This is a genomic window from bacterium 336/3, assembly GCA_001281695.1.
In the GTDB taxonomy this organism is placed as follows: domain Bacteria; phylum Bacteroidota; class Bacteroidia; order Cytophagales; family Thermonemataceae; genus Raineya.
This window is the reverse complement of record LJIE01000006.1, coordinates 20,689-44,659: the sequence shown is the minus strand read 5'-3', so window position 1 is coordinate 44,659 and position 23,971 is coordinate 20,689. Positions and strand designations below refer to the sequence as shown.

Annotated in this window: 8 protein-coding genes and 2 pseudogenes; 6 read left to right on the top strand and 4 right to left on the bottom strand. The window is 36.6% G+C overall.

Annotation, left to right across the window (positions count from 1 at the left end; all coding sequences use genetic code 11):
- Positions 1–210: 210 nt before the first annotated feature.
- Positions 211–1,941, bottom strand: a pseudogene (locus tag AD998_21445) (hypothetical protein).
- A gap of 250 nt (positions 1,942–2,191) precedes the next feature.
- Here AD998_21445 and AD998_21440 point away from each other — a divergent pair.
- Positions 2,192–4,516, top strand: a complete 2,325-nt coding sequence (locus tag AD998_21440; protein KOY84373.1) for a hypothetical protein — start codon at positions 2,192–2,194, stop codon at positions 4,514–4,516.
- Positions 4,516–6,294, top strand: a complete 1,779-nt coding sequence (locus AD998_21435) for a hypothetical protein (GenBank protein ID KOY84372.1) — start codon at positions 4,516–4,518, stop codon at positions 6,292–6,294. The genes AD998_21440 and AD998_21435 overlap by 1 nt, the downstream gene beginning before the upstream one ends.
- Here the strand turns inward: AD998_21435 and AD998_21430 are convergent.
- From AD998_21430 to AD998_21420, 3 genes and pseudogenes are all read right to left on the bottom strand, one after another.
- The gene (locus AD998_21430) at positions 6,282–7,472 is read right to left on the bottom strand and encodes a hypothetical protein (GenBank protein ID KOY84371.1); all 1,191 of its coding nucleotides are present in this window, start codon (positions 7,470–7,472) and stop codon (positions 6,282–6,284) included. The two genes, AD998_21435 and AD998_21430, sit on opposite strands and share 13 nt — an antisense overlap.
- Positions 7,473–7,532: 60 nt before the next feature.
- Positions 7,533–7,778, bottom strand: a pseudogene (locus tag AD998_21425) (hypothetical protein).
- A gap of 213 nt (positions 7,779–7,991) precedes the next feature.
- Complete coding sequence (locus AD998_21420; GenBank protein KOY84374.1) at positions 7,992–8,888, bottom strand: hypothetical protein; 897 nt, start codon at positions 8,886–8,888, stop codon at positions 7,992–7,994.
- A gap of 585 nt (positions 8,889–9,473) precedes the next feature.
- Between AD998_21420 and AD998_21415 the strand changes: the two genes are divergently transcribed.
- From AD998_21415 to AD998_21400, 4 genes are all read left to right on the top strand, one after another.
- Entirely contained in the window at positions 9,474–13,988 is a 4,515-nt protein-coding gene (locus tag AD998_21415) for a hypothetical protein (protein KOY84370.1), read from the top strand.
- Positions 13,989–14,102: 114 nt separating this feature from the next.
- Complete coding sequence (locus AD998_21410; GenBank protein ID KOY84369.1) at positions 14,103–18,797, top strand: hypothetical protein; 4,695 nt, start codon at positions 14,103–14,105, stop codon at positions 18,795–18,797.
- 68 nt (positions 18,798–18,865) lie between these two features.
- The gene (locus AD998_21405) at positions 18,866–21,169 is read left to right on the top strand and encodes a hypothetical protein (protein KOY84368.1); all 2,304 of its coding nucleotides are present in this window, start codon (positions 18,866–18,868) and stop codon (positions 21,167–21,169) included.
- Entirely contained in the window at positions 21,132–23,969 is a 2,838-nt protein-coding gene (locus AD998_21400; GenBank protein ID KOY84367.1) for a hypothetical protein, read from the top strand. The genes AD998_21405 and AD998_21400 overlap by 38 nt, the downstream gene beginning before the upstream one ends.
- Positions 23,970–23,971 lie beyond the last annotated feature (2 nt).

Sequence of the window (23,971 nt, the reverse complement as noted above, 5' to 3'; positions counted from 1 at the left end):
TGTCTTTTTTAGAAATAAAAAGTATTTATAATCAAGTATTTAACTACCTAAAAGGGAGGGAGGTCTAAGCCAAAAGTCTGACGGATAAGATCTGTTTTTTCGCTTATAAAAAGTGTTTTTTCGATTGTAAATACTTGCCTATGAGTTATTTGAAAGATTAATTTTTTACCAAATTTGTCATATTTGCTACTTTTTCTCTTTATTTCCCAAAATGGAGAAATTGTAACTATATCCAAAAGTAGCTGTAAATTCATTAAACGACCTTGGAGCATTGGCTGAAAGAGGCTGTGTTCTCTTGAGAGCCACCAAACTCAAATTGAAGTTGTGCTTCTTTTTAAGGGTATAAGAAGTAGAATATCTGAAATTCAAAATACTATTTCCTAGTAAACTTTCCTGATAGGCATTATTCAAGGAAACAGACACACTGTTTTTGAGTTGTTTCTTGAAGGCTGGTTTAGAAACCCCAATGGTGGGTCCAAAAGTGGAAGAATTTCCTCCCTCTACTTCATTCTTGTTGGCATTGAAAGAAAAAGTAATCCCTAATTGAGATGGATTGTAATTGTATGAATAAGCCACATTGAAATTGTAGAATTGAGCTTTGTTGGATAAAGAATCTTGATTATCTGAAGAAGTTTGATAGACAATATTGGCTGAAAGCATTTGACTTTGTTTGGAAGAAGAAGCAATCTGATAAGAGCCATTCAAGGTGGCATTCTGAGAAATCTGACGATAATTTAAGGTATCCAAATTATCAAAAGCACTTCCTTGATTGAGTGTAACAAAGTTTGAACGAATGTTTGTAAACGTTTGGAAATTAGAATAAGAAGTAGCTACATTCACTTTAGAACTAATGGCAGCAGAAACATTGGCTGAACCCACCACTCTATTCATTTTAGAAATTTTTTCATTTCTCAAATCATTTCTTTGCACTCCCATATTACTTGAAAACTGGATTTTCTGTTTCAAGAACCTTGTAGCAAAAGAACCAGTGATGTTTTCTAAATCATTGTTAAAGAAATAAGCTCCTAAAGTCCTGTATTCAGGCTCTATTCTTTCATAATTGGCTCCTAGTGTAAATTTAGAATGTTGATAAGAGAGTGATGATTTGAAAGCATGATACACAGCAGTAGAGGCATTAGTTCTAAAGAAACCACCCAAATTTCCATAAAGATTAGAAATCCCACTGGGTTCAAGGGCTCTTCTATCTCTTGTAATGGCTGAGGAAGCAAATTCAGCAGAAAGTTTCAAGACATCAAAAAGGCTTTTTTGAGCATTGATGGAAAGCACCAAATTATCTTGAGGTCTTAATTGAAGACTATCAGGCACAAATCCAATGGAATTAGGGTCTTCCCAAGCTCTGAAAAGAATCAAATCTACTTGGTCTTTTTTGTATTTGAGGGTAGTTTTCACACCAGCCCCCATTCTTTTGAAAGCAGGTTGATTGGTAATTAAATTAGCATTCAAAAAAGCAGTATCTCTTTCTATTGCCACAGCCTTCTGAAGCCTTCCATACATCGCAGAAACCTGCACAATTCCTTCAGGTGTTAAATCAACACCCACCCCATTGAACAAATGTCCAGCAAGGGTGTAATTAGAAAAAGACATACTACTCCAACCAATATAGCTTTTCACCCACTTATAAGAAGGAGAGAGGCTAAACTGGTTGAAAGGTTGTTGAAAAGAGGTATTTTGATTAGAAATGCTAAAAGACAAAGGGACACTAAAACCATATAAATCAGCATTCAGGTTTCCAGTAATGAAATAGTTATAAGGAGCTCTTCTTTGTTCAATACCAGAGGCTGTATAAAACACATGAGAAGTAGAAATTCCTCCATTCAATTTCAAAGGATTTTTGTCTTTTCCAATCTGGTCAAGTTGTTGAGAGAAGGCAGAAGAAACCATCACTCCCCAAAGAAGAAGAAGAAAGTAAAGTTTTTGCATAGTGAGCATGTTCAAAGTGCAAAGATAAGTAAAATAAAAGACTCAGAGACAGAGATGTAAGTTTAATATCAAAAAAGAATACTTTGATAAAAATAGGAAGCATCTGCTATTAAAAACGAATGAAAAAATGTATCTTTACTGAACTAATACCTATCAAAACAAAAAGAACTGAAATACAAGTAAAAAACAGATTAAAAAGCCTTTTGAAGGCATCAAAATATTCCAAAAAAAGAGAAGAAAAGAGAATGCTATGCAAGTAAGAAAAAGACAAAATATGAAACAATTTGTCAAGGAACAATTATTAGTAATCCATTTTCACTGGAAATTGATGATTGTATTGATTCTTGTTCATTGTACAATAAACAATGCCCATGCACAAACCTTTCCAGTGATATGCAGAACTGAATTACAAGCTCCTTATTCATTGTATTTGCCTGATTATACTCAGGTAGGTTCAACAAGATTAGCAGTAAACTTATTACTTCAAGATAACAGTGTCTCTAATTATGCAGTGAGATTAAGGCTCGTGATTGAAGGAAATAATTTGACCATCCAAACAAGACCAGACTATAAGCCAGCTCCCATTTTCTTGAATGGAGGGGTGAATGAAAGATTCTTGGGTTCAGACTTAGAAGGCTATTTTAGAAGTGAAAACTTGCTTTTTCAAGGCATATCAAGAACTGAATATGAAGCAAACAAAAGACTTCCAGAAGGTTTCTATAGAATTCGTTTTGAGGTGATGGATTATAATAGAGAAATTGCAGTGTCTAATCCACAAATCAGTAATTCTACAGCATGGCTTCTTTTAAATGACCCTCCCTTGCTGAATTTTCCCATGCAGGAGGAAAAAGTTAGACCACTACCACAGCAGAGTATGGCATTTTCTTGGACACCAAGACATACGAGTAGCCCTAATGCAGCAAGAAATGTGGAATATGAGTTCACACTCGTGCAACTCATTCCTGCCTCTCGAAACCCCAATGATGCAGTCTTAAATTCGATTCCGATATTTCAGACTAGTACCCGCAGCACTCAACTTGTCTATGGCATTGCAGAACCGAATTTGGTACTGGGTGCCAGATATGCCTGGAGAGTAAGGGCAAGAGAGTTAAGCCTCGATGGCACTACTGGTATTGATTTATTCAAAAACAGAGGCTATAGTGAAGTGTCGGTGCTTACCTATGGAGAGCCTTGTGCTATGCCCACATCTTCTTCAGTCGAAGTGTTAAATGCAATTCGTGCAAAGGTAAGTTTTCAGGCTGGGGCAGGAAACACAACATTTAGAGTAGAATATAGAAAGAAATCAACAAACAGCACAGAATGGGCTTTTACGAACACCACTCAGTTGGGTCATGCTTTGATTGATAACTTAGAGGCGAACACAGTATACGAGTATCAAGTAAGAGGATTTTGTGGGGAATTGGGAAATGGAGCAGGAAGTGTCCAAGAGTTTACCACGCCAGCACTAGCTCAAGAAAGTATATCTTGCGGCTTACCTCAGAATACGATTGATTTAACCAATCAAGTACCAAAAACAACTCTAAGCCCCAATGATACAATCCAAGCAGCAGATTTTGATGTGAAGGTTACAAGAGTTACCAGTGGAGGGTCATCAGGCAGATTCAGTGGAGAAGGGATGATGGTGTTTCCTCTTGCAAACAGGGCAAAGGTGAAAGTTAAGTTTGATAATATCCTAGTAAACAGTGAAAACCGTTTTGTGGATGGTAGAATCATAGTGGTAGGCATGGGTATTCAAGTGCTTTCAGATGAAGTTATAAACAACGTCAATGGTTTATTTACTGAAATAGACGCCCTGCTGGCTCAGGCAGAGACTACACTAGCTAAGATTGATGAGGTTCTTGCTAAAATGGAACAAGTGATGGAACTTATGTTGAAGTACCTTCCAGATGATTTATTGCAAGAACTAAAGTCAAGCCAAACTGCTTTAGAAGCTGCCAAGGATGAATATGAAAGGATTAAAAATGATCCCAATGCCAGTGAAACTGACAAAGCCAAGGCAAAGGCAGAGTTAAAGAAAGCAAGAGAGGCAGTGAAGAAGGCATATCAAGATGCAGGGTCTTATTGGAAAGATGCTCTTGTGAAGTTTGTCAAGATTTTATGGAGAGCTACTAGAGAATTAGGACAGGAAGCAACAAGTGGAATGAGCAGTAAAATCAGTACATTTAAGCAAAAAGAACAAAATGTAGAGAATATTGTTGGGAAACCAGAAATAGAAACAGAAGGTGTATCTATTGGAATCAGTTCAGAAGCAAAAGAAATAGAAGATGTTAGTAACTTTTCTCCCACTATCAAAGATTTTGTAAGCAAAGGAAGCTTTTATTATGAAGCAGAGGATAATAAAATGTTGTCTGAATTGGTCATAGCTATTGTTACAAATTATGCTCAAGAGTCAGATATGAAAGCATTGGGAGATGGATTCAAGGAACTTGGCAAAGATGTAGTAGAGTTTATTTTACAAGAACTCAAAGCAAGAAAAGAAGAGACACAAATTGTAAATGCTTTAAAAGCAAATATCAAAGACTTTTTATTAGAATCTATTACTATTCAAAGATAATGAAAAAGATATATACTAATGTATTGATTTATTCTGTTTTGCTACTTGCAATAATGCAAGTTCAAGCAAAACCAACCACAGATTCTACTTATCAGAAGAATTTAAAGAAGTTTGCTCAAATATTAAAATCAAAACCTAAACAGATTGTTTTTAATTATGAGGTAACTCCAGATGGAGATTTCTTTTTTAAGGAGTATATCAATGGAGAAGATAACTCAGAACATATTTTACCTGTCAGTAGTGATACGGCATCTTATTCAGAATTGTATTTAGATGCTATTAGAGAGTTAGTTCTCTTTAATGATAATTATAACGCTAAAACATCATCTGATTTAAAACTTTATGTTTTTCATGGTCGTTACTTTTTAGGGCATACTTTCTATACTCAAAAAAGTAGTGTACAAAATGAAAAAAACTTAAAAAAAGTAATAGGTAGTTTTAACAGAGAAAATAAAGATCAAATCACTCAAAATAAAAATATTTCTACGCTTCAAAAAGATTTGGTTCAAACTATCAAAGAATCTTCTAATGCTCCTGAAAGAATATTTATTTTATTTATTGTTGAAAACTATGAGACTCGTTATAAAAACAAAAAAGGAGCTCTTTTTACCTCCCAAAAATACTTTTTCATAGAATCAGGACTCTCGCCTGAAGAAAAGACAGCAGCCTGCCTTGCAGAACAAAAAACAGCTATTTTTGTGGAGGGTTGGGAAAATGATTACAAAAGAATGAACACAAGTGGTAAAATAATAAGAACTTATATAGAAGCTTTTTATAAGCATAAATCAACAAATGGAAGTTGCCAAGATGACAACTTGCCTATGGCTAAACAAGAAGAACCTATGGTGCTTGAAATAGCTAAACAAAATAATTACCAACTCAAAGCATTATATCTTTTGAATAAAACAGAGGATACTGTAAAAAGAAAAATCAATGATAATGAAAGAGAAAAACTTCCAGTTATACACTTGGCATCTCATGGTATTTATGAAAATGTAGCAGGAATGCTCTATACACACACAGACATAGGAGACGATTGCCAACCTTTAATTAGAAAACCTGAGCGAAAAAATGGACAAATTACCTATGGAGAGATACTAAATTTAAAAATTGGAAGCCCTGAACTAGTTGTATTAAATGCCTGTGAAACAAGATTAGGAGTAAATTCAGTAGCAGATGCTTTCCACGAAGCTGGAGCTCAAAGTGTAATAGGAACTTCAAATATTGTTAAAGATGATGCAGGCTATCTATTTGCAAACCTTTTTTACACAAATTATTTAAAAACACCTCAAGTAGAGGAGATTCCTGAAATATTGCTTAAAATAAGGAATAAAATGCGGTCAGAAACTGCATTAAAGAATTGGACTACCTATACTTTAACATCCTCATATTATAACAAAGCAAAGTATGAGGCAAATGGAGGACAGATGCTTTCTGATAATCAAGCTATTATAAAAATACATAAAGTAGATAATGAATACAAAGCACAAATTATTACAAAAGACTCTTGGAAATCAATAAGTCTTGGTACAGTTACCAAAGTGATGACAGATATTGAACTATCAGCAAAAATTATTAGGGATAATGGACTTGGACCAAAAGAGAATCACTTTTGGGGCAAAATAGAAGAGGAGTTAAATGATAGTATTTCAGAGCTTTTTATAATAGCTACGAATAATTTTTTGTACCAAACTAATTATTTCAATTTTAATGGAATATATAGCTTAAAAAAAGGATATTTTTTGGGAATCAAGTACAAAATTACTTATCTATTATAATCATAAATTAATTCTTTTTTGCCTAAAAGGACTTTGATGTGTGTAGTTTCTTTAATTTTAGTTTGTTCTTCTTGTGAAATAGGAGCATTATAAGCTTCTATATAATCTAAAAAGTACTGTGTTCTTTTACCACTATGCCAATTGTAAGGCAAAGTTGTAATCAAAGTATTAGAAAGACTCAAGCTTCCTAATTTTGGAGGTAGATGTGCAGGCAAAAATTTAATAGGATTATTGGATGCACTAAAACTTTTAAGAGATAATAATTTATTCCAATCCTCTTCTATTTTTTCTATTTGATTACCATCAAGCATAATGTTTTCAAGTCTTGGAATCAAAAAAATAATAGAAGGCATTTTGGGGAGAGATGAATTTACAATAAATAATTCTTGTAACCTACTAAGTTTTTGCATAGAGGCTGGTAAATCATTGATTGAGCAATTTAATAAAGTTAAATGAGTTAAAAGGGATAAATCACCTATTTTATTTGGTAAAGATTTGATAGGAGCATCTATTCTCAAATTTATTAAGTTTTTTAAATAAGATAAAGAATCAGAAATATTTTGTGGTTTCTTACTTTTAAAATTCAATGTCCAAAGATTGCTTAACCTATAAATAGATTTAGTAAAAAGAGCATCAGGATTTTTAAGATTAAAATATTGTAACTTTTGTAAATTCTGGATCTCACTAGGAAGTATAAAACCCTTTTTACTTTCTAAGTATAAAGATTCTAATATAGTGAGTTTACCTATAGATTTTGATATTTTATTGAAATTACCACTTAGATGTAGGGTTTTCATACTGGTAATTTCAAATAGTTCTTCAGAAATAGAAGAAACGCTATCAATTTTTAAATAATGGAGCTTTGTAAGTTTAGCAATCTCTTTAGGCAAAGCATATGTTTTTTTGGAATCCTCCAAAATTAATTCTTGTAAGTTTGGAAGTTTTACTATTTCTATAGGGAAATCAGAGGCTGATTGAATTGTAAGCTCTTCTATATTAGTGAAAAGAGAAAGCTTACTAATATCAGGAATATATTTGTTGCTATATTTAATAGTTAAAGAAATGGCTTTATCGGGTCCTTTTTGTAAACCTTCTTCAATGGACTCTGCTCTATATCTTTGTGCAAATCCCATATTTACACAAAACACTAAAACGATTAGTAAAATATATTTTTTCATTGAAACTCTGTTTTATTCACTAAACTACAATTTTCTTGCTAAAAATAAAAACGAATCAATTTATTTGAGTACTCCTAGACTATCCAATTCCTTTGGAGAAATAGAAGGAGGCATTTGATTGTTTCTTATCTTTGAAACCACAAAATCAGCTACTTTTTGGGCTTGTTCTTTGCTTTGAAAGCCCCTGCTTCCTGCCATGCTTGGGATGGTAGGCTGATGAATCGTTTTTTGTCCTTCTATCCAGATTTCATAGCCAAAGGTATTTTCTTGAGAGGGAACAATTTTCACTTCTATCAAAGCCTTTTGATAAGGGTTTGGTGATGTATTACTTTCCTTAGTTTCTAACAAGGAGCTATCTGTTTGGCGAGCAATCACACGATTTTCAGTATTGTTTTCTTGACAACTGCCAAGTAATACGCCTAATATGAATAGTTTATAGAGTTTCATCATGGTTTGATAGAAAAAAGACCACTACATTAGTGGTCTTGGTGATAAAATATAGCATTTTTTTGACACCCATTAAGGCACATATACCCAAAAATCTTTATTAGCTACAACATAACCTCTTGTGCCTATAGAAAAACTAGCACCACCACTTCCACCAGTATTACCACCAAAATCTGCTTTTTGTGTCCAAGCATTAGTTGTGGGGTCATACTCCCAAAAATCTTTTGGAGAGCCTGCCGAGCCTGAACCTAATCCAATATAACCTTTGTTATTTATAGTAAAACTTACGGCTCTACTTCTATCAGCCCCTCCAAAGTCGGTTTTTTGTGTCCATGTATTACTTGCCACATCATATTCCCAAAAGTCTTTTTGACTGCCAGTATTACTTGTTCCAGTACCAACATAACCTTTGTTTCCAATACTAAAACCCATTGCATTAAGTCTTGCTGTACCCCCAAAGTCGGTTTTTTGTGTCCATGTATTTGTGGCAGGGTCATATTCCCAAAAGTCTTTCTTGCGAGTCCCATCAAATCCAGTGCCTAAATAGCCTTTATTTCCAATGACAAAACCCACAGCACCATTTCTTGCTACACCCCCAAAATCCGCTTTCTGTGTCCAAGTGTTTGTAGCAGGGTCATACTCCCAAAAATCCTTGGTATAATTGGTTGCTCCTTCCCTGCCTGTACCAATATAACCTTTGCTTCCAATGGCAAAGCCCACTGCCTGTGTTCTTGCTGTACCCCCAAAATCCGCTTTCTGTGTCCATACATTTGTTGCCACATCATATTCCCAAAAATCTTTTCTATTATTTACATTATCATTTCCAGTTCCAATATAGCCCTTGTTTCCAATCGCAAAACTCACAGCATCATTTCTACCATCTCCTGCAAAATCCGCTTTTTTAATCCATTTGAGTACCGTAAAACTACTGGTGCTGGTAGCATTTAAACCACCTACGGATACTGTAATAGGTCCTGTGGTAGCTCCTTGAGGAACAGTAACCGTCAAATCAGTAGCAGTGGCTTTGGTTACAGTGGCATCTACACCATTGAATTGCACAACGTTATCTGTAGTAGTAGCTGAAAAATTCTTTCCAGAAATGGTTACAGTAGCTCCAATTTCTGCACTAGTAGGATTAAAAGAGGTGATAGTAGGAGGTTGTGGGGCGGGGGTATCATTACCCTTCTTTTTACAAGCACCTAAAACAAGTAATAATGGAACAAAAAATGAGTAGATGGTTCTCATGGTAAAATAGAGTTATATTTTCTGTAAAGTTAGAAAAGATTTTGAATATTTGAAAATGCTCCTTGTGCAATGTTAGTGAATTTTAGAAGGCTTTACAGTACTCATGACAAATTCAAAGACTTTTAAGGTTACCAAAAGCCAAAAAACAGGATAAAACTTACATGAAAAAACTCGCTCTTTTTGAGGTTAAAATACTGATAGAGAAGCTAAACAGTTTATTTCATTCATTTTTTGTTTTTTTCATACATCTTTTTATTTTTTCCTTTTATTTTGTATAATTTTGCAGGAATATAATAAAATTCATACACTATGAATATTTTTACAAAATCACTTTTTTTGATTGTATTTCTTTTGGTATATGGTTTGAATCCTTTATCTATAAAGGCTCAAGGAACAATCAAGCTTAATATTGAAGGCTTTTACAAAGCTCACACCAATCCTACCCCTGCTTTATTTAAGGTGTTTTATAGCTTTGACTCAGGAGCACTTGCTGGCACTGAAGTATTTTGCACAGACGTAGTAAATGCCAATCAAGGTTATGTATTACTCTCCAGTGGGAATATAGATATACCTTACCCCACAAACCCTCCAAACAATATCAAATTATTTGTTCAGGAGTGGAGAGCTGATGCTTTTGCACTAGCTGACTATTTGACTGTTTGTGGAGGCTTTGATGCTTGTTCATCAGTATTCTGTGCAGTACCCAATTTTTCAGCTACACAAGTTATTGATTTTACTTTGGTAGGACCTGGTTATGATAGCAATTTCGATTTTCAGATAGGTGGAAGTACAGGCATGAAAGGAAGCATTCAATATTTATTGCCCAATAATCCTTTTACTATTGACACGAAGGCTTTGTATAAGCCCAACGGTTTCCTAAATTTTCAACCATATGAGGGAGCAAATGTACCAGGTGGTCATTGTTATGGAAAAGATAGTGAAGAGTTTAAATTTGTTCCTCAAATTATTCCAGTTCCCAATACTTCAGGTATTTTATATGTATGGGAGTACTCTTATCAAGTAAATTTTACTCTTCCAACACCTTCTACTTATACAAGTCCTTGGATAGAGGTTGCCTCAAGTATTTCTGAGCATTATGTAGGAGATATTTTTGAAATGCCAAACCTTTTAAATGACCTTTATAACCAGTACGATTCTCATTTTGAGCTTTTAAAGCCTATACTTACCATCAGAGTTCATGCCAAATATGGACCCAGCTATTCCTTGACCACAGGGAAATATACGCTTTTATCAGCAGACGCACCACCTACCAGCGATATAAATCTCAACTACCCTCCTTCAGTAGCGAAGCCTCAAGTACCTACTTTTGCACAAAATAACAATGCCATTACAAATTTTGGAGAGGCAGTTAGTGAAAATACTTCCGTGCGAGTGGAGCATATCAAATGTAAAAAGCCTACAGAAAAAGGCACTATTATCCTTAAAAACCCTCAAGGGCTTGCAAAACAATACACTGCTTATATTCGAAATCAAGAAGGCTATGTAGCTAATCAAGATATGGATTTCAGAACAAATCCTACAATGACTTATAGCTTTACAGGGCTTTCAAAAGGAGAATATGAGCTTATCATTGAAAACTATGGCACACCCACTAGTGCTGGTTTTCCTGTTCAAGCAGGTTGCTATTCAGAATCAGTCTTTGTGTATGTCAATGAACCAGCGACTACCTTTTCAGCCACAGCCACTGCTGTTGTAAAAGCTGCTACTGGAGGCAAGCATATTTCTTGTTTTGGAGCCAGTGATGGAGAGATTACAGCAACTCCTAGTGGAGGAGTAGTCAATTACTATTATAAACTTTTCAAAGAGCAAGGAATAAATAACTGGGTGCTCATTGCCACAGAAAATAACAAAGCGACAGCCCATACTTTTAGTGGTTTAAGTGCTGGCAACTATCGTGTAGTGATTCAAGATGTATTTCAAACAACTTCTTGTGAGGAAACCAAAGATGTTACTTTGTTAGAACCTACTCAGATTAACTCTTCTCTATCAGGCGTTCAGCAATATGAAGATGAGATTAGTGGTGTAGATTATGACATCAAAAACTTTGGAGGTAGTCAGACTATTTTTATTTTACCAACAGGTGGAAGTCCCAACTACACAGTAACGCTTGGAGCAACTACTTTACCAGCAACTACTATTGAAGCAGCTTCCTTTACACTCACGAGTGGCACTTACCCTTACAGAATTGTAGATGCCACAACCACTTGTCAAAGAAATTTTTCTGTTGCCATGACTCAGCCTTTGGATATTAGTTTAGCCTCTCAAAATATTACTCATGTTTCTTGTAATGGAGGCAGTGACGGACTGATTAGTGGGACTCCACAGGGAGGTATTCGAAGTTCAAATTATTATACTTATACTCTCACAAAACCCAGTCAGGCAGGTTTTAGTATGATGGATGATGGCATTGATTTTAGTTTTTCAGGACTTACAGCAGGTACTTATGTTTTAGAAGTGAAAGACAGATACGCTACCAGCAAAACTTTTAGTTTTGTGGTAAACGAGCCTACAGCCATTAGCATGCTTACTAATAGCTCTCATAAACCTTTTGTGAGCTGTGTGGGAGGTAGTGATGGAGTGATTTCCTTAAATCTTTCAGGAGGTATTGGACCTTATACATATCGTTATAGTGTAGATGGAGGAAACTTGAGTAGTGAGCAAATCACAACAGGTGTACTTACTCTTTCAGGACTTGTGGCAGGTAATTATGCCATCGAAATTCAAGATAGCAGAAAATGTTACAATAATCTATCAGGAGCTTATCCAGGCTTTTTTGTGGTAAACTTTACAGTAGATGCTCCTAGCAGTGTATTAAGTTTAGTACTCATCCCTGAGCATTTGCTTTGCAAGGGAGATAACAGTGGAAAAATTTATTTGTCTGGCTTGGGAGGTTGGGGAAGTTATACTTTCTTTGACGCTGTTACAAATGCTCCAATACTCAGTAATACTATTACAGGACTTTCTGCGGGTACTTATCAATACAAAATTAGAGACTTGCATGGTTGTGAGCAGGTGGCGAATATCACACTCACTGAACCTTCTGAACTAATAGGTTCATCCATTACTGCTAGTCCCACACTTTGTTTTGGAGAAGCCAGTGGCAGTGTGAGTGTGGTAGTAAATGGAGGCACAGCCCCTTACCAAATCAGTGTGGATGGAGGTGCTTTACAGGCTTATAGCTCTGGAAATACGATAACAGGCTTACTTGCAGGCAGTCATACTTTAAGACTTGTGGATGCAAACGCCTGTGAGAAAACCTATAATTTTAGCATTTCAGATGCCCCGCAAATAAATATTAGCACGCTTTCCCAGACTCCAGCAAATTGTGGAGCCACAGATGGAGCAGTGAGTGTTGCTGTGAGTGGAGGCACTGGAGCATATACTTACACTTGGAGAAATAGCAGTAATGTAGTGGTGGGTACTAATTCAAGTACACTAACATCAGTGAGCTCAGGCACCTACACAGTCACTATCAAAGACGCTAATAACTGCGAGAAGCAGTATGTGGCAATTGTACCCAGTGCAGACGGACCCATCGGGGTGGTGAGTGTGGTGCAAACCATATCTTGTTTTGGAGGCAATGATGGAGTGGCAAGTATCAGTATTACACAAGGGACAGCACCTTACAGTGTTTTGTGGTCCAATGGACAAACGAGTACGAATGTAACCACTACTGCTACCATGAGTGGTTTAGTAGGCGGAAGCCAAATAGCCCAAATCACAGATGCTGCTGGATGTATTCAGCCTATTACTTTTAGTATTAGTCAGCCCGCAAGTGCTGTGGGCATAAATACCACTAGCATTGTAGAACCTACTTGCAATGGAGGTAGTAATGGCATGATTACAATCGTGGGTACTGGAGGGACAGCCCCTTATAGTTACTTGTGGTTAGATGATAACAGTACTCTGTCCACTCGTGTAAGCCTTAAAGCAGGCAGTTATAGTGTTCAAATCACAGATTCCAAAGGTTGTAAAATCACTCAGGCTATCACCTTGACAGAGCCATCTCCAGTGAGTGCTAATTTTAGTGAAAGCAGTTTCACGATTTGCCCTAATCAGACATTAAGCCTTGATGCAGGAAATACTGGAAGCAGTTATGTGTGGAAGAAAGCAGGCACTACAGTGAGCACAAGTCAGCAAACTTTGATTACAGAGGCTGGAGATTATGAGCTCGTGATTACTACACCAGCAGGTTGCGTGGGAACAAAGACTTTTTCTGTGAACATTTCTAACGATGCCTTGAAAGCAGAGTTTTTAGCAGCCACAGAAATTGAAGTAGGAGATACACTCGTAGCAATCGATGTGACAAACCCAGCTCCTAGCGAAGTGGTATGGAGTTATGATGTGAGTAATCCTGCTATCAATCGTATTGATAACCAAAGTATTCCTTACTATGCGTATTTTACTTTTAGTGAGGCAGGCACCTATGTAATCACCATGCAAGTGAAGCTTTTTGGTTGTGCGAGCACTCTACAAAAAACGATTCGAGTGAAGCCTAAGAGTGGCAGAGTGGCTAACACTGGACTGGGTTATCAGGGAGTAGGAGAAATCAGTAAGCTACTGGTGTATCCTAATCCAAGTGGTGGAGTTTTCCAGACGAAAGTAGAACTGGTGAAAGAGTCTTCAGTGGAAATCTTACTATATGGACTTCAAAACAGAGAAAGCTACTTTAGACAGAGTCTATCTGGGGCAAAGGAATACAATGTAGAGGTGAATTTACCTTATTTGCCTGCTGGAAACTATGTACTCGTGGTGAAAACCCCTCAAATGACCAAAACACAACAGATTGTTATCTCTAAATAATGGTAAATGAATCAACGCTAAGTGCTAAATGATGAATAGGAAACCATTTTATTGAATCATTTAGCATTTAGCGTTTAGCATTTAAAATTCATAACTTATAACTCATATTGCTCTATGCGTTGGCTTCTTTATTTCCTTGTATCTTCCTTCTTTTTTTTGTCTGCTTCTGTGGTCTTTGCCATTGAAGATACCACTGTGGCTAAAAAGCCACATCCCTTGAAGCATCTGCTTTCTTATTCAGTAGGAGAGAAAAGGAGTTTTCAGGATTTAGAAGCCAATTCTTTGTTTGCTTCTATCCCCACAGATAGTCTGCCTGCAAATCCTATTGCAGAACTGAGAAAACCTACTCAGGAAGCTTTAAAATATGCCAGACAGGCTCGTAAAACCCTTCAAACCATCAAGGATAGCAAGCTTTATACAGCACTTTTTAATCCCACTGAGCAGGTCAAATTGCCCATTGGCATTCATAAAAAAATTGGTAATCAAGAATACACCATTGGCATTGATAGTGTAGTGGTTACACCCCAATACAGTTATTTAGTGGCTTATCTGATGATTGAAAACCCCTCAGACAGCTCGAAACTTTATTTTGTAGGCAAACAAATTCGAATTTCTAAAAAAGGAGGACTTTTGAATGCTCGTTTGGAGCTTGCCATGGATTATGGAACTAGTGTAGCTGGAGGCAAAGGCATGGTGATTTTTAGAGCAAATACAACATACGCTACTTTTGATTGTAATGGTTTTCAAAACATCAGTGTAGATGCTTCAGTGGTGTTTTCCAAAGACTGGCTCGTGGTAGAACGTCCCAATGGCTCTGTTGACACTGCTCAAAGAGTCATAGGTGATTTTAGAATTACTATGAACGATTGGAGTGATTTACTAGCCTCCATTAACTTTAGACAACCTTTCCAACTTCGAGAACTCCCTGGTTATGGATTTAGCGTGAAAGAAGCCAGTTTTGATTTCAGTGATATAGCCAGTCCTGCTGGCATGCGAATGCCTCAGGGCTATCTAGGAGAGAGTGGAAGTGAAGGACTTGCTTTGTGGAGAGGATTTTATTTAAGAGAGGCAGAACTCAGACTTCCTCCTAATTTTAAGAATAGAGTAGATTCTAGCAATAGAAAAACCATTAATATTCAGGATTTAATCATTGATCAAAATGGAGTATCAGCCAAAGTAAAAGCCTTGAACCTGTATACTTTAGACCAAGGAGATATGGGGAAATGGAAATATTCCTTAGATTCACTGGGTTTTGAACTCACCAAGAATCAATTAGTGAGTGCTGGATTTAAGGGTAGAGTGGTACTTCCTATTTCTAAAGAAACAGAGACCCTTGCCTTCAATGCCATCATCAGACCCAGAGATAGTAACTATGAATTTACAGTCAAAAACACCTCAGCTCTTTCCTTTCCAGTGATGAAGGCAGCCCAAGTGAATTTATCTCCTTCTTCTTATTTGGAAGTAAAAAGTGTGCAAGGCAAATTTATCCCTAGAGCCTGCCTGACAGGCTCCATGACCATTGGTGGTTCGATGGCAAGTGGGGAGGAACCACCAGCCTCTAATGTACCCAAGAACAAGAAAATATCTTTTCCTGGCATTGAGTTCACTGAACTGGAAATAACTTCCCAAGCCCCTTATCTCAGAGCCAAAGCTTTTGGTTTTACTGGAGGTAATGGAAACAATAGCATGGCAGGCTTTCCTGTCACCATTTCTAACTTAGGACTGAAAACCTACTCAGATGGCACGGCTGTAGAATTTGATTTGAGGGTTAATTTTGTGAAAGCCAGTGATGGAGGATTTAGTGCTGGAGCAGGACTCTCTATTGTAGGAGAAATGAAAGATGAGGGCAATGTCCTGTCTTTCCATTACAAACGAGTGGATGTAAAGAAAATTATGTTGGATATTAGTCAGGGTAATTTTTCCCTGAAAGGCGAGCTGGTATTCTTCAAAGAAGATGCCACTTATGGCAATGGATTTCAGGGACTTTTGAAAATGAAAATCCCCAAACCGAGTATCGAAGTGTCAGCCACAGCTTTGTTTGGAACTACCTTAGATGAGATGCGTTATTGGTATGCAGATGCTTCTGTTTTGTTTCAAGGAGGATTGCCACTGGTTCCACCTTTGAAGCTGACAGGTTTTAGTGGAGCAGCTTATTATCAAATGAAGCAAGTCAGAAAGGAAGCTGGAGCCTCTGCCACCTCAGCGAATCAGATAGGAGTAACTCAAACAGGACTGAAATATGAACCAGATAGCAACAGTGGTTTAGGGATTAGAGCAGGGATTAAGTTTGCTACACAAGCCCAGCAAGCCTTCAACGGGGATGCCACTTTAGAGCTTGCTTTCAACAAAGGAGGAGGGCTCCAGAGAGTGTTTTTCAATGGCAATGGTTATTTTGCCACTGAACCTCAAGTGGCAACAGCCTCAGAAATGAAGGAAAAATCAGCAAAAATTGCAGATAAGAGCGAAGAACTCAAAAAACACTCAGGAACAGCACCCAACAGCACTTATGACAAAGAAAAATTAACAAAAGTCAATGAATCTATTTATGGCAAACCTACTGAACATGGAGCAAAATCTCAAATCTCAGCAGGTATTCACATTGAGTATAATGTGGAGGCAAGAACCTTAGATGGGGGATTCAAAGTGTATGTCAATGCCGCTCAAGGAAATTTGAAAGGCATTGGAGCAAATAATTTAGCAGGAGAGGCAATTTTACACTTTTCTCCTTCTAAGTGGTATATTCAAGCAGGTTCACCCACCAACAGAATGGGCTTGGAATTAGCTCAAATTGCCAGAACCACTTCTTATTTAATGATTGGAGATGATCTTCCAGGTAGTCCAGCCCCACCCCAAGAGGTGAGTAATATTTTGGGAGGCATGGATTTAGATTATATGCGAGACTTGAATGCTTTGGGCAATGGAAGTGGATTTGCTTTTGGAGCAGATTTGAGAATGGATACAGGCAACATGAAATTTTTGATGTTCTATGCTCGTTTCCTTGCTGGGGCAGGTTTTGACATCATGGTGAAAAACTATGGTACCAATTTCCGTTGTGAAGGCTCTAATGAACCCATTGGCATCAATGGCTGGTATTCGAGTGGACAGGTGTATGCCTATTTGCAGGGAGAAATTGGGATGGATGTGAATGTGAAATTCTATAAAGGTAAATTCAAAATATTACAGATAGCTGCTGCTGCGATCTTGCAAGCCAAACTCCCCAATCCTACTTGGATGAGAGGAGCTGTGGGAGGTAGATTCTCTATTTTGGGAGGATTAGTGAAAGGGAATTGTAAGTTTGAAATGACATTAGGCAAAGAGTGCAAGATTATTGGAACTCCTACTTCTCCAGTAGCTGGCATGGAGATTATTGCAGAACTCACACCCAAGACTTCAGAAACAGGTGTAGATGTATTTGCAAACCCTCAGGCTGTATTTAACATAGAAGTAGAGAAAGTATTTGATATTCAAGATTTGGAGGGCAACAATCGTTCTTTTAGAGTGAAACTAGAGAAAATGGAAGTAAAGCAAGAAGGAGCAGCAGTGGTAGTGGGAGCATTAGAATGGAATGAAGATAAAACAGTGGTGGTGTTTAATTCTCCAGAAGTGCTTCCTTCAGAGAAGAAAATGATGGTGGAGGTAGTGGTGAGTTTTGAAGAAAGAGTGAATGGAACTTGGAAAGTGGTGCTAGAAAATGGTGTAAAGCTGATTGAAAAGAGAACAACGAGCTTCACGACTGGTAAAGCCCCTGATTATATTCCAGCATCCAATGTTGCTTACAGTTATCCAGCCTATAACCAGCTTCATTATTATCCAGAAGAAACACCAGAGGGTTATATCCAATTAATCAAAGGGCAGGCTTATTTGTTTGAGGCTTCCACAGACTGGGAGAGAAGAGGGAAGTTAAGTGTGGTAGGAACAAATACTGCTAACCCTACTTATTTTGATGTGGGTTATGATGCTTCTAAAAAAGAAGTATTCTTTGAAAGACCACAGGAGATGAAGCTCAATCAGATTTATCTTCTGGAGCTCGTGAATGTACCATTACAAGAAAGAGGTGCGATTGATGCTAATGTGTCTACCACTTCTAAAATAGATACTGTAGCAGGTACTGAAACAAGACAAAAAACAGCGACTGGAGTGGTGAAGCAATTAGAGGAGAAATCGTTTTTTAGCCTTCATTTTAAGAGTAGTAGACACGCTAAATTCACTGACAAGATGAATGCTCTTTCTCCCTTGAATGCTGGTTGGACATGGCCACTTGCCACAGGGATTCATGAAATAGGTAGAACTTATCAGGGACAAGAGTTTTTTGATAAAGTGGAACTAGCTTCAACACAGGCAGGCAGAGTATCTCCACTCATTGAGGCAGAAGCTGACCCCAATGCCTTGTGGATGAGTCAGTGGATACGCCCCTTAAACTATGAAGGATACCCTCAGGAAAATATTACTATCAACCAATGGAGAGAGCCTCTTGCTTTGGGTGTGCCTCCACTAAAAGACATTTACTTGAAAGTAGATGGTGGTTTTAGAGAACTTACCCCCAGTGATATCAGTGTCGGCACAGTCGCTCCCAGTATCGGCTATTCTTCTATAAGTTATATGCTTGCTCTTTCGACTTACAAAGATTATTTTGAATTAAGAAGTAAGGCAGCCTCACACACTAACAGTCAAAACAATGCTTGGATGCAATATATTCTGTCTCACAACTGGGTGAGTATTCAGCCAGGGACTTATCCTTTGAGACTGAGATATAGGCTTCCAGGCAAAGGCAGAGTCACTTCTGAATGGACAACCACCATACAGAGGTAATGGAGTGATGAGTTATAAGTGATAAATGATTGAATAGATGAAGGAAAAAGGAATAAAGAGAAAAGAATATGCGAAAAAAAATAATATATCATCTTTTATGGAGTGTTTGTAGTTTGCTCTTGTATGCAAACAAGATAGAAGCTCAGACTTTTCCAGTGATTTGCCGTACTGAATTACAAGCTCCATATTCGTTGTACTTGAATGATTATACACAGGTGGGTTCCACAAGATTGGCTGTGAATCTTCTTTTGCAAGACAACAGTGTGTCTAATTATGCAGTCAAACTCAGGCTTGTCATTGAAGGAAACAATTTGACCATTCAAACAAGACCAGACTATAAGCCAGCACCCATTTTCTTAAATGGAGGAGTAAATGAAAGATTCTTGGGTTCAGACTTAGAAGCTTACTTTAGAAGTGAAAACCTGCTGTTTCAAGGAATATCGAGAACAGAATATGAAGCAAACAAACGCCTTCCAGAAGGTTTTTACAGAATTCGTTTTGAGGTAGTGGATTATTCGAGAGAAATTGCAGTCTCAAACCCACAGATTAGCAATTCCACAGCATGGTTACTCTTAAATGATCCTCCCTTGCTTAATTTTCCCATGCAGGAGGAGAAAGTAAGACCCCTGCCTCAGCAGAGTATGGCATTTTCTTGGACACCAAGACACACTTCTTCTCCCAATGCAGCAAGAAATGTGGAGTATGAGTTTACATTAGTGCAATTAATCCCTGCCAATCGAAACCCCAATGATGCGATACTCAATTCTATTCCGATATTTCAAACCAGTACTCGCAGCACTCAACTTGTGTATGGCATTGCTGAACCGAATTTGGTACTGGGAGCTAAGTATGCCTGGAGAGTGAGGGCAAGAGAACTGTCTATTGACGGCAGTACAGGAATTGACTTGTTTAAAAACAGGGGTTATAGTGAAGTATTTGCGTTTACTTATGGAGAGCCTTGTGCAGTGCCAGTGGCTTCCAGTGTGGAAGTACTAAATGCGATTCGTGCAAAGGTGAGTTTTCAGGCAGGGGCAGGAAACACTACTTTTAGGGTAGAATATAGAAAGAAGTCCACAAATAGCACTGAATGGGCATATACTAATACGACTCAGTTAGGTTATGCTTTGATTGATAATTTAGAGGCAAACACCACCTACGAGTATCAAGTAAGAGGTTTTTGTGGGGAATTGGGTAATGGAGCAGGAAGTATCAGCGAATTCACCACTCCAGCTCTGGCTCAAGAAAGTATATCTTGTGGATTACCACAAAATACGATTGACCTTACCAATCAAGTACCAAAAACAAGTTTAAATCCCAATGATACCATTCAAGCAGCAGATTTTGATATCAGGGTCAGCAAAATTACTAACAGTGGGGGATCAGGCAGGTTCAGTGGAGAAGGATTGATGGTGTTTCCCCTTGCCAATAGAGCAAAGGTGAAGGTCAAGTTTGATAATATCTTAGTAAACGCTGACAATCGTTTTGTGGATGGAAGAATCATTGTGGTAGGGATGGGAATACAGGTTTTAAGTGACGAGACCATTAATACAGTAAACGGCTTGTTTACTGAAATAGATGGACTTTTGGCTCAGGCAGAGACCAATCTTGCAAAACTCGATGAAGTGTTAGCTAAAATGGAGCAGGTGCTGGATCTCATGTTGAAATATCTGCCTGATGATTTATTACAAGAATTAAAGTCATCACAAACTGCTTTAGAAGCAGCCAAAGATGAGTATGAACGTATTAAAAACGACCCTAATGCCAGTGAAGCAGACAAAGCCAAGGCAAAAGAAAACCTCAAGAAAGCAAGAGAGGCGGTGAAGCAAGCATATTCAGATGCTGCTAGCTATTGGAAAGATGCTCTTGTGAAGTTTGTGAACATTGTATGGGAAACACTCAAAGAACTAAAAAGAGACATTGTGACTGAAACGCCTATTGCCATAGAAAACCTAAATAATAAGAATGTGGTTATTAAAGCACAATTAGATCCTATATTAACTACTGATGCCTATTCTGATGAAAATGATGAAGGATTTACAGAAGAATTTTATGAGGTAATGGCAACTGAACCTACTAATCCAAATTTAGTAAAGTTTAAACAAGACATTTTAGATTTAGAGAAGAAAAGAAAAGCCGTTTATTTTATTAGAGCTACTTTCATGTTAGTAGCATACTATATTGATATAGAATCTGTAAAGTCAGATTTTGCTAAAGATGATGTTTTAAATGGACAAGATTTGATAGAGTTTATTCTACAAGAACTCAAACAAAGAAAAACAGAAACAGTGATTATTCAGAATTTAAAACAAAAAATTAGAACCAAGTTAGAAGACTTTGGAGAGTTTTTATACACAGAAGAAAATAAAGACTAAGATTATGAAGAAGATATTTTATATCATTACTTGCCTATATATACTGATTTGGGGTAGCCTAAAAGCTGATCCTATAGATTCTTTACAAAAAATACAGATACAAAAAGAGCTTACTAAGAAGTTAGAGGCTCAGATGAAGCAAAATGAAGCCAACGATAAAGCTGGAAAATCTCATCTTAATAATTACATTATTCGACTGAATGCTACTTTTAAAGGTCAAGAGTTGAGTCCGACATTTGTGGATGAAGGAGAAAAAATTTGGAATCTTCGTGAATTGGAGGTAAAAGATGCTATCACAAGTTTTAACACTGCTCTTAATAAAGATAATATCAAATATTATTTGGTAGTAGCCTCTATTTATAAATATACAGATGATATAGATGAGACTTATTCGGGAGATAAAATAAAAGATGGAATAGGAAAAACAAGTTGGAAAAATAATCAAGTAGGATATTTCCAGTATAAAGAAAATGGTAAGTTAAGTGCCAACAAACCCACTAAAAATAAAGCTGTCTTAAAGGATTTTACTCTCCGATTAAAACCACCTAATACAGCATCAAAAGCTATTATAGATTATAAGGTATCCTTTTATATGCCTCATAATGGTCAAAATTTGATTTATCATTATGGCTTTATTAGTTTTCCTGTAATGCCTGAAAATTACGAAGAATACATCTATAGTCAAGCGAATGCTTCTTATCAAACACTCAATGATAATTTACTAGCAGATAAAACGAATTGGCTGAAAGAAAGAATTGGTAAATTCAAAACAGCTTATTTGGCAGCAGAAGAAGCTTTGAATCAAATCAAAAATGCTCTTAAAAATACTTTTAATACCAATGAACAAAGTGAATGTTTTAAAAGAGCTGTTCGTACAGGTGCTAATACTCCCTCTGAATCTACACAAGAGAAAATTAGAGATGCTGCATTAGAATATGGAATTTGTATGACAGAAGAACATAATTTGAGTGAAAATGATAGTTATGGAAAAAAATATACTTATGGAATAATCAATGAATTATTTTACACAATAAAAATAAGTATTGGTGCAACTAATCAAGATATTGAGAATTTTGTGCATGACATGTTGGTGAAAATAGGTCCTTGTATAGAGCAAATTACTCCTGATGATTTTTCTGCTGAGCAATTGAAAAGAGTACTACGGTGTATGGGCATTCAGGGTATCGACCAATATCAGGCATTTGTAGAAGCAAGTTTCAATTATGCTAAAAGAGAATACACAAACCCTTATTTACAGGGTAAAGTAAATTTTTTCATGCTATCTACTTTTCTACCTATAGTAGGGGAATTAAAAATAGCAGAAGGGAAAAGAAATTTAGACCATTTATCTAATATCAGAGGGGTTACCAATTTAGTAGTTTTTGCAGAGAAGTTTGCAAAACTCAAAGATGCAACAAGAGCAGCCAGAGTTCTAAATACAAAAATAGCCTTGCATAAACAAAAAAGAATATGGCAGGTAGTGGCTGGTAATCCTACAAAGTTAGAAGAAAACATATTAGAAGAAGTATTAGAAACTATTGGCAAAGAGACTCAAGAATACTTAGATAGCAAAAATGATAATGAACTAAGAACTATTTTCTTAAAGCTACCAGCTACCAAAGATGCTGCCATTGCTTATTTGAAAGGTTTGAGTAAAAAACTATTTGAAATAGTTGCCACTCATCTAAATGACAATGAAACCTCAATACTTGAGAGAACCATTTTAAAGAATACAGATGAATTTTTGGATGTAGTGGTGCATGCAGACGAAAAAAACAATTATTTTGCTTATTTAGAAAAAGCAGAGGGCAATCCATACAGAATTAATTTAACAACTGAAGACATTATAAATATCATTCAAAATGCTTCTTATGCTGATGGCAAAATGATTCGTTTGCTTTCTTGTTCAAATTTAGAAAGTGCTAAGGCGATAAGTAGCTTGATGCCTAATAGAATCTTTGTAGCTACAGAAGATATAGTACTCTTGCATACTGATGGAGGGGTTACAACAATTGCAAAAAGCGGAAATGCCACCCAAAAGTGGAGGAAATTGCAGAATGGTGAAGATATTGGGCATATAGAAGATGACAAAATACGGAAACCTGCTGGAGTAGCTATAAACAACTATATTGTTTTAGGAGATGATGAAAGTTACCTAAGATACCTTCAATCTAAAAAATTATCAGAATTGACTGATGATGAACTTGATGAGCTTTGGCAACTGAGAAATGAATTGTTTGATGAATATACTTCTTGGAGAAAGAAATTAGGAACAAATGATATGCTAACTTTAAACAATAAAACTGCTTTTGATAATCTTAAAAATACTTATGAAAATGACCCTAATGTAGAAGTATTTTATAGGGCAATGAGTGGCAAAGAATATGGCTTGGATAAAGGTTTTTTATCTCCTCGTTTTGATGCTAATTTTAATTTTATTACAGAAGATAGTCGTTATTTATTGGATAATGAAGGCTTGGCTTGGAAGAGGATAAAAGGCACAAGAAATCCAATATTGTTGGAATTAGATGCTAATGGGAAACGTCAAGTACAACACCCCGAATATCAATATATTGTAATGTATGTGGTAGATAAAGATGTGAAGAAAATGCTTAGAAGAGATAAAAATAAACTGGTAGAAGGTGGTGGAACTAAAAAATGTTTAAAAGAAGGTAAAGTATGCACAAAAGAAGAACGAACTTATCAAAACTGGGGATTTGTAGGTAAAATAGCAGAAAAACAATTTAATCCTCACGTGCAAAAAGTAATTGTGATAGAAACCAAATTTTTAATCCCATAACA

What these genes read in the sequence shown, in the direction of transcription:
- AD998_21440 (KOY84373.1), top strand. Translation starts at nt 2,192, where the DNA reads ATGCAAGTAAGAAAAAGACAAAATATGAAACAATTTGTCAAGGAACAA.
- AD998_21435 (KOY84372.1), top strand. Translation starts at nt 4,516, where the DNA reads ATGAAAAAGATATATACTAATGTATTGATTTATTCTGTTTTGCTACTT.
- AD998_21430 (KOY84371.1), bottom strand. Translation starts at nt 7,472, where the DNA reads ATGAAAAAATATATTTTACTAATCGTTTTAGTGTTTTGTGTAAATATG.
- AD998_21415 (KOY84370.1), top strand. Translation starts at nt 9,474, where the DNA reads ATGAATATTTTTACAAAATCACTTTTTTTGATTGTATTTCTTTTGGTA.
- AD998_21410 (KOY84369.1), top strand. Translation starts at nt 14,103, where the DNA reads ATGCGTTGGCTTCTTTATTTCCTTGTATCTTCCTTCTTTTTTTTGTCT.
- AD998_21405 (KOY84368.1), top strand. Translation starts at nt 18,866, where the DNA reads ATGCGAAAAAAAATAATATATCATCTTTTATGGAGTGTTTGTAGTTTG.